The organism is Parvibaculum sp., assembly GCF_049672805.1.
In the GTDB taxonomy this organism is placed as follows: domain Bacteria; phylum Pseudomonadota; class Alphaproteobacteria; order Parvibaculales; family Parvibaculaceae; genus Parvibaculum.
Genome location: NZ_JBATWS010000183.1, coordinates 1 through 7,255 on the forward strand (window position 1 = coordinate 1; position 7,255 = coordinate 7,255).

The following is a 7,255-nucleotide window of genomic DNA, read 5'->3' on the forward strand; positions in this document are numbered from 1 at the left end:
TCCCAGCCGTGGATCTGATAAAGGTCGATATAATCCGTACCGAGACGTTTCAGACTCGCCTCTGCCTGCTGCATCAGGGCAAGGCGGGAGACGCCGACTTCATTGGCGCCCGGTCCCATGCGGCCAAAGGCTTTGGTCGCAAGCACGACATCCTTGCGCTTCGCGCCGAGTGCCTTGCCTGTGATGATTTCGGATTCGCCTGCGGCATAGATATTGGCTGTGTCGATGAAGTTCACGCCGGCATCAAGCGCCATGCCGACGAGCCTGTCTGCTTCCGACTGGTCAAGCCCGCCCATCACACCGAAGAGCGTGTTCTTGCCACCAAAGGTCATGGTGCCGAGGCAGAGACGCGAGACGAAAGTACCGGTAGAGCCGAGTTGCGCATATTGCATGGGTAGCTCCTTCTAAGGGTGTCAGGTAGAGGTACGGTCTTGTGGTCGGGTCGAGATCGCGTCCCAGCAGGCATCCATCACATCCAGCAGGGTCGCAGGGGAGGGCTTCACCACGCCGCCCAGCACGCGCGTGACAAGCGCATTGAGCGGACCGGAAATCAGCGCCGAGAGAATTTGCGGCGGCAGCGGCTTGAACAGCCCGTCGCGATAGCCGTCTTCATAGAAGGCGAGAATTTCTTTCGGGAAGTCGATCTGGATCGACTTTCGTATGTCCGCGAGAAAGGGCGAGAAGCCATATTGCTCGGCAAAGCGAAACTCCCGCGGATGGGCAAGGCAGTATTCGAAGATGTTCCGCCACAGCGTCTCAAAGCGGGTCCGAAGCGGCGCATCGGGATCATAGTCTTTCAGCAGGGCGGCGAAGCGGGCGCGCTTGATCTCGATGTAGAGCGCGTGGATCAGCTCTTCCTTGCCCGCGAAATGCCGATAGATCGTGCCGACGGGCAGGCCCGCCTTCTTGGCGAGCGCCGCCATGGAGGTGCCGTGAAAGCCTTCCTCGCTGAAAAGCTCCAGCGCCGCCTCCAGTATCTGGCGGCGTTTGGGATCTTCGGAAGGATTGTTGGAATGAACGTTCATTCATAAAAGGTGGGGGCAGCGGCGCTCCGCTGCAAGGGGGCAGGCAGATTTTTTTATGGGCGGGCCGGGGCCGGCGCGCTATGGAGGGCAAAAAGGAGGAAGAAATGGCCGAATTGAAGCCCGTCATGAGTGTCGAGGAACTTGAGCGGTTCATGGAGACTGCCTTTCCGCAGATGCGGCAGGGCGCGGATACGACCAGGATCGAGGAGGTCGGCCCCGGCTTTGCGCGGCTCCGCCTCGGCTTCACCGAGCGTAATCTGCGGCCCGGCGGCACGATTTCCGGCCCCGCCATGATGGCGCTTGCCGATTACGCCATGTATGCCGCTGTGCTCGCCCATATCGGGCCTGTGGCGCTTGCCGTGACCACGAGCCTTCACATCGACTTCATGCGGCGGCCCGCACAGGTCGATATTCTGGCCGAAGCGCGGCTTTTGAAGCTTGGCCGTGTGCTGGCGGTGGGGGCGATCGAACTCACGCAGGAGGGCCAATCCGGGCCTGTGGCCCATGCGAGCTGCACCTATTCGGTTCCGCCCCGAAAAGAATGAGGTATCTAAATACCCCATCCATAAAGTGACGCATATACAGCGCTTTTTCAGCCGTTATCCGGTTCAATGTTGTTGACAGGAAAGCGGTGTCCCCCTAGAAGCAGCGCTGAACCGGGGCCGCATCACGCGGCCTCAGCCATTTGGAGATGTTCGGGATTTTCGCCATGAAGACCTATTCCGCGAAAGCCTCCGAGATCGAGAAGAAGTGGATCGTGATCGACGCCGAAGGCGTCGTCGTTGGCCGTCTCGCATCCTTTATTGCGAACCGTCTGCGCGGCAAGCACAAGCCGACCTACACGCCCCATCTCGATTGTGGAGATCATGTAATCGTCATCAATGCCGGCAAGGTGCAGTTCACCGGCAAGAAGTATGACGACAAGCGCTATTATCGCCACACGGGCCATCCCGGCGGCATCAAGGAAACCAGCCCGAAGCGGATTCTCGAAGGCCGTTTCCCGGAGCGTGTTCTTGAACTGGCTGTGAAGCGGATGATTCCGGCGGGCCCGCTTGGCCGTCGCCAGATGACGCATCTCCACATCTACAGCGGTGCGGACCATCCGCATGAGGCGCAGCAGCCCGAGAAGATCGACTTCGCTGCCCAGAACCGCAAGAACGTCAGGATCGCATAATCATGTCCGAAACAACCACGCTCGAAGACCTGAAGGGCGCGATGGAAGGCGCAAGCGCGCCGGACGCGAACGCGACCCCCGCCGAGCCGAAGCTCGACAAGTTCGGCCGCGCCTATGCGACCGGTCGTCGTAAGGACGCCGTTGCCCGCGTGTGGATCAAGCCGGGCTCCGGCCGCATCAGCATCAATGGCCGTGAGCTGGAGCGCTATTTCGCGCGCCCGGTTCTGCGCATGATTCTGAACCAGCCGCTCGTCGTTGCGGCTCGTGAAAACCAGTACGACATCACCTGCACGGTTACGGGTGGTGGTCTGTCCGGTCAGGCGGGTGCCATTCGTCACGGCATTTCGCGCGCGCTCACCTATTATGAGCCGGCGCTGCGCGGTGTGCTCAAGAAGGCTGGCTTCCTGACGCGCGACAGCCGTACGGTTGAACGCAAGAAGTACGGCAAGGCGAAGGCCCGCCGCAGCTTCCAGTTCTCGAAGCGCTGATCCCTTTTCCGGGTTCACGGGAAAAGGCGCTTCGTGGAAACGAGGCGCCTTTTTCGTATCTTGCCTGTCCGCTCGCGCTTGCAGGGGGTATCCTGCAGAGCGGCTGTATCTGGAATGGATTTGAGACATGACCACCAAGGTTTTCATCGACGGCGAAGCGGGGACAACGGGGCTCGAAATCCGCGCGCGGCTCGATGGGCGCGATGATCTCAGCTTCATTTCGCTGGGCGATGACAGGCGCAAGGATCCTGCCGCACGGAAAGAGGCGCTCAACGAGGCAGACATTGTGATCCTCTGCCTGCCGGATGATGCTGCGCGCGAAGCCGTGTCGCTGATCGACAATTCCACCACGCGCGTCATAGATGCCTCGACCGCGCATCGCGTGAGCGCGGGCTGGGTTTACGGCTTTCCCGAAATGTCCTCCGAGCAACGGGCGGAGATTGCGGGCGCTACTCGCGTCACCAATCCCGGCTGCTATCCGACAGGTGCCATCGCGCTTGTGCGCCCGCTCGTTATGGCGGGGCTGATGCCGGAAAGCTGGCCGGTCACGATCAATGCCGTGTCGGGCTATTCGGGCGGCGGCAAGCAGATGATTGCCGAGTTCGAAGACAAGGCGGCCCCCAACTACACGCTCGAAGCCTATCGCACCTATGCGCTCGGCCTTGCGCACAAGCATATTCCCGAGATGCAGCAGAATATGGGCCTTGCCCATCCGCCGCTTTTCGCGCCGAGCGTTGGCCGCTATGCGCAGGGCATGATTGTGGAAGTGCCGCTGCAGCTCTGGGCGCTGCCTGCCGCGCCCAGCGTTGCGAAAGTGCATGAGGTGCTGTCGCGTGCCTATGAAGGGCAGCGTTTCGTTTCCGTTGTGCCGCTTGAGGAAAGCGCTGCCATGACGAAGCTTGACCCGGAGGGGCTTAACGGCACGAACAACCTCAAGCTTTTCGTCTTTGGCAATGAGGCGACAAAGCAGGTGAGGGCGGTGGCGCTTCTCGACAATCTCGGCAAGGGCGCATCCGGTCAGGCCGTGCAGTGCCTCAACATCATGATCGGCGCGGATGAGGGGCTGGGCGTCAATCTCTGACGCCTTCTGCATCGTTATGGCCCCGTTCGCAAGACACGGGGACCGATTCCGCAGGCAGACAATATCCCCGCTTGAAGAGCGCGACGCTCCGCACCATCTGCGAAGCCATCTCCCGGATTACATCTGAACCTTGAGCAGCACGACGCCCGCGGCCACCACGCAGGCGGCGGTGACGGCGCGCCAGCCAAGGCCTTCCTTCATGAGAAAACCGGAGATGAGGGCTGCGAAGACAACGCTTGTTTCCCGCAGAGCGGCCACCGGGCCGAGCGGAGCGAGGGTCATTGCCCAGATGACAAGCCAATAGGCGACAACGGACATGACGCCGCCCGCCGCGCCGATGGCCATTGCCCTTTGCGGCACGAGAAAGGCGCGTCCGCGACGCCAGAGCACAATGAGGAAGAAGATCAGCCCGTCAAAAAAGAAGAGCCAGATCACATAGACATGCGGGCTTTCCGCCACGCGCCCGCCCACGCCGTCGTTTAGCGTATAGGCCGCTATGAAAAGCGATGTGCCCAGGGCATAGGCGAGTGCGCGCGGGTCATTCGGCAGGCCCGCGCCATTCGTGCGGCGAAAGGCGAGGCTCACAATGCCAAGCGCGATGAGCGCGATGCCGATAAAGGCTTCGGTGGGCAGGATTTCACCAAGCCAGAAGACGCCGACAATCGTGACGATGGCAGGCGCGAGGCCGCGCGAGAGCGGATAGACCTGTCCGAAATCGCCATGCTCATAGCATTTCACAAGGAAGAGCTTGTAGCCCGCATGAAGCACGAAGGAGAGGATGAGGATTTTCCACACATCCCCCGACGGCAGCGGTACGAAAAAGAGGAGGGGCAGCGCCACAAGCCCGGTTGCCCCGGCAAGCCAGCCCATCGTCATCAGCCGGTCGGCCCCGTTTTTCACAAGGGCGTTCCAGCTTGCATGGAGAAGGGCGGAAAGAAGAACGGCGAGGGTGACGGTCAGGGTCAAGATGGCGTATCCGGCAGGCGCCGCAAAATGGCGGCAAGGCAAGCTAGCCTGTGCGCCTCAATCTGCCGAGAGACTATTTCGGCGAAGGGGTTTGCGCGGGGCCGCTCCGGGTTGCTTCGCCTCGCTCGCAATGACGAGTTTGGTGACGCGGCTCAATCCTCGCTCTTCACCAGCACATAGGAGCCCGGTGCTTCCTCCAGCACCTTGAGCTTGCCGCTGCCGGGAATACGGGCGGGAACCATCGGGCCGGATTTTTCGGAGAGCCAGTTTTCCCAGTCGGGCCACCATGAGCCTTTGTGGTCGGTGGCACCTGCGAACCATTCATCGGGCGTCGCGGGCAGGGCGTCGTTCAGCCAGTGATTATATTTGCCGCTCGCGGGCGGGTTGATGACGCCGGCAATATGGCCGGAGCCTGCGCAGATGAAACGCACCGGGCCGCCAAAGAGGCGCGTCGCCTTATAGACAGAGCGATAGGGAGAGATGTGGTCCTCACGGCTTGATTGCAGATAGACAGGCACCTTCACCTTGCCGAGATCGAGCGTCTCGCCTTCAAGCACCATGCGGCCTTCGGCGAGTTTGTTCTCGAGATAGCATTCGCGCAGATAGAACACATGCATGGCGGAAGGAAGTCGCGTGGCATCTGCATTCCAGAACAGAATGTCGAAAGGCATCGGCTCGCGGCCGAGCAGGTAGTTGTTGACGACGTAGTTCCAGATGAGGTCGTTCGAACGCAGCATGTTGAAGGTGGAGGCCATGGTGGACCCCTTCAGATAGCCGCCTTCCTCATGCATCTGGCGTTCAATGTCGGAGATTTGCTCTTCATCGATAAAGACCTTGAGTTCCCCCGCCTCGGTGAAATCCACCTGCGTGACAAGGAAGGTCGCGGATCTGATGCGCTCATCCCCGCGCGCGGCCATATGGGCGAGAGAGCAGGCGAGCAGCGTGCCGCCGATGCAATAGCCGACGGCATTGACCTCGCGCTCGCCGGTCGCCTTTTCCACGGCATCAAGCGCTGCATAGACACCTTCGGTCATGTAGTCGCCGAAGGTTTTGAGCGCGAGGCGTGCATCCGGGTTCACCCAGCTTGCCACGAAAACGGTATAGCCCTTGTCGAGGCACCATTTGACGAGCGACTTATCGGGCGTCAGATCGAGGATGTAATATTTGTTGATCCAGGGCGGGAAAATGACGAGCGGGCGCTTGTACACTTTCTCCGTGGTCGGCTCATACTGGATGAGCTGCATCAGATCATTCTGATAGATGATCTTGCCCGGCGTGGTTGCAACATTCTCACCAAGGCGGAAGGCGTCCATATCCGTCTGCTGGATCTGGATGCGGCCGCCGCCGCGCTCGATATCCTCCAGCAGATGCTCCATACCGGCGACGAGGTTTTCGCCATTCGACGCAAGCGTCGTGCGCAGGATTTCCGGGTTGGTCAGAAGGAAATTTGAAGGCGAGAAGGCATTCGCCATCTGACGGACATAGAAATCCGCCTTGTCGCGCGTATGCGCATCCACATCGGCAGCAAGGCGCACGCGGTCCGTCATCCATTTACTGGTGAGCAGATAGGTCTGCTTCATCAGGTCGAAGATGATGTTTTCCTGCCAGTCGGGATCACGGAACCGCTTGTCGCTGCGGCTCGGCGTGGCGACAGGCCCGACTTCTTCGCCCAGCAGACGGCGCGTGATGTTGGTGGCGAGGTTGAGATACCCCTCAAGGAGGGCGGTTTGCGCCTCCACAATCTTTGCGGGGTTGCGCATATAGCTGGCGGCAACATCCATCAGCGCACGGCCCACACGCTGCAAGTCGTGCATGGCGTGGTTGGTGTTTGTGGCGGTGTTCTCGTTCTGCATCAGCAGGCGCGCCGCCTTCTGGCCGAGATTGGTGGCGCGGAGCAGGTTCGTAGCGAGAAGGCCGAGATCCCGGATCACATAGTCGCGGGGCCGCTCTTCCTGAGCGGGAGGCGGCGGGGGGGCTGCTTCGGGCTTTTCCGCCATGGCCGGCTTTGACGGTTTTGGCTTTTTCGGGGCCGACTTCCGCTTCTTCGGCTTGCTGTCACTGGCGGATGTCTCTTTCAGGCTCATCTGGTATTTTCCCGAACTTCCCTCTGATCTGCCGGGCTGATTTACCGAAACCACGGCCCCAGACCCCATTGTTGCTGCCTCTTGGCAGCGACAAATGGTTTCGTGTTATCAGCCTATACTATAGGCTTGCCTCTGTCCGCCCCGGGGGCAGGCGGGCAAGCCCGAATCTCGGTATAATTCAGAGCGGAATATCGCCGGAAGGCGCAACAGGACAGGAGTTCGGAATGTCGTACCCGACATGGGATCAGACAGTGCATCGCGAGAGCAGGTCGCTTGCCGCAAAGGCGCGCACCGGTGTCGCCGCCGCTGCGCTTCTCATGGCTGGGACGATTCTGCTGGCCGGCTGCTCGGCTGTCTCGGATGATGCGAAACCGGAAGCCATGTATGGCGGCACGCCTTCCCGCGCGGCGGCAGATGCCGTTTTCCCGGATCTGCGC

Annotated in this window: 9 protein-coding genes; 5 read left to right on the forward strand and 4 right to left on the reverse strand. The window is 60.8% G+C overall.

From position 1 onward, the window contains the following. Together WBF74_RS05925 and WBF74_RS05930 are read right to left on the reverse strand one after the other, a co-directional pair. Nucleotides 1-392, reverse strand: a 392-nt coding sequence (locus WBF74_RS05925; protein ID WP_424436629.1) for an aldo/keto reductase, incomplete at its 3' end; no start/stop codon positions are given. Between the two features lie 21 nt (nucleotides 393-413). Continuing rightward, complete coding sequence (locus WBF74_RS05930) at nucleotides 414-1,025, reverse strand: TetR/AcrR family transcriptional regulator (RefSeq protein ID WP_424436632.1); 612 nt, start codon at nucleotides 1,023-1,025, stop codon at nucleotides 414-416. 104 nt (nucleotides 1,026-1,129) lie between these two features. Here WBF74_RS05930 and WBF74_RS05935 point away from each other — a divergent pair, with 104 nt between their 5' ends. The 4 genes from WBF74_RS05935 to argC all read left to right on the forward strand — a co-directional run bounded on the left by WBF74_RS05935 (nucleotide 1,130) and on the right by argC (nucleotide 3,768). Next, complete coding sequence (locus WBF74_RS05935; RefSeq protein WP_424436635.1) at nucleotides 1,130-1,570, forward strand: PaaI family thioesterase; 441 nt, start codon at nucleotides 1,130-1,132, stop codon at nucleotides 1,568-1,570. A gap of 164 nt (nucleotides 1,571-1,734) precedes the next feature. Then, complete coding sequence (rplM, locus tag WBF74_RS05940; protein ID WP_424436638.1) at nucleotides 1,735-2,199, forward strand: 50S ribosomal protein L13; 465 nt, start codon at nucleotides 1,735-1,737, stop codon at nucleotides 2,197-2,199. A gap of 2 nt (nucleotides 2,200-2,201) precedes the next feature. Next, the gene (gene rpsI, locus WBF74_RS05945) at nucleotides 2,202-2,687 is read left to right on the forward strand and encodes a 30S ribosomal protein S9 (protein ID WP_424436641.1); all 486 of its coding nucleotides are present in this window, start codon (nucleotides 2,202-2,204) and stop codon (nucleotides 2,685-2,687) included. 127 nt (nucleotides 2,688-2,814) lie between these two features. Next, complete coding sequence (gene argC / locus WBF74_RS05950) at nucleotides 2,815-3,768, forward strand: N-acetyl-gamma-glutamyl-phosphate reductase (protein WP_424436644.1); 954 nt, start codon at nucleotides 2,815-2,817, stop codon at nucleotides 3,766-3,768. A 117-nt stretch (nucleotides 3,769-3,885) separates the two neighbouring features. On the opposite strand, the gene WBF74_RS05955 is transcribed toward argC, so the two are convergent. Next, the gene (locus tag WBF74_RS05955) at nucleotides 3,886-4,734 is read right to left on the reverse strand and encodes an EamA family transporter (RefSeq protein ID WP_424436647.1); all 849 of its coding nucleotides are present in this window, start codon (nucleotides 4,732-4,734) and stop codon (nucleotides 3,886-3,888) included. A gap of 152 nt (nucleotides 4,735-4,886) precedes the next feature. After that, complete coding sequence (locus tag WBF74_RS05960) at nucleotides 4,887-6,818, reverse strand: PHA/PHB synthase family protein (protein ID WP_424436650.1); 1,932 nt, start codon at nucleotides 6,816-6,818, stop codon at nucleotides 4,887-4,889. A gap of 224 nt (nucleotides 6,819-7,042) precedes the next feature. Between WBF74_RS05960 and WBF74_RS05965 the strand changes: the two genes are divergently transcribed. Next, nucleotides 7,043-7,255 (forward strand): hypothetical protein (locus tag WBF74_RS05965; protein ID WP_424436653.1); only part of this gene is annotated, 213 nt, incomplete at its 3' end.

Excerpts from the sequence above, each read along its gene's own strand:
- WBF74_RS05930 (WP_424436632.1), bottom strand. The coding sequence starts at position 1,025 with ATGAACGTTCATTCCAACAATCCTTCCGAAGATCCCAAACGCCGCCAG.
- WBF74_RS05935 (WP_424436635.1), top strand. The coding sequence starts at position 1,130 with ATGGCCGAATTGAAGCCCGTCATGAGTGTCGAGGAACTTGAGCGGTTC.
- rplM (WP_424436638.1), top strand. The coding sequence starts at position 1,735 with ATGAAGACCTATTCCGCGAAAGCCTCCGAGATCGAGAAGAAGTGGATC.
- rpsI (WP_424436641.1), top strand. The coding sequence starts at position 2,202 with ATGTCCGAAACAACCACGCTCGAAGACCTGAAGGGCGCGATGGAAGGC.
- argC (WP_424436644.1), top strand. The coding sequence starts at position 2,815 with ATGACCACCAAGGTTTTCATCGACGGCGAAGCGGGGACAACGGGGCTC.
- WBF74_RS05960 (WP_424436650.1), bottom strand. The coding sequence starts at position 6,818 with ATGAGCCTGAAAGAGACATCCGCCAGTGACAGCAAGCCGAAGAAGCGG.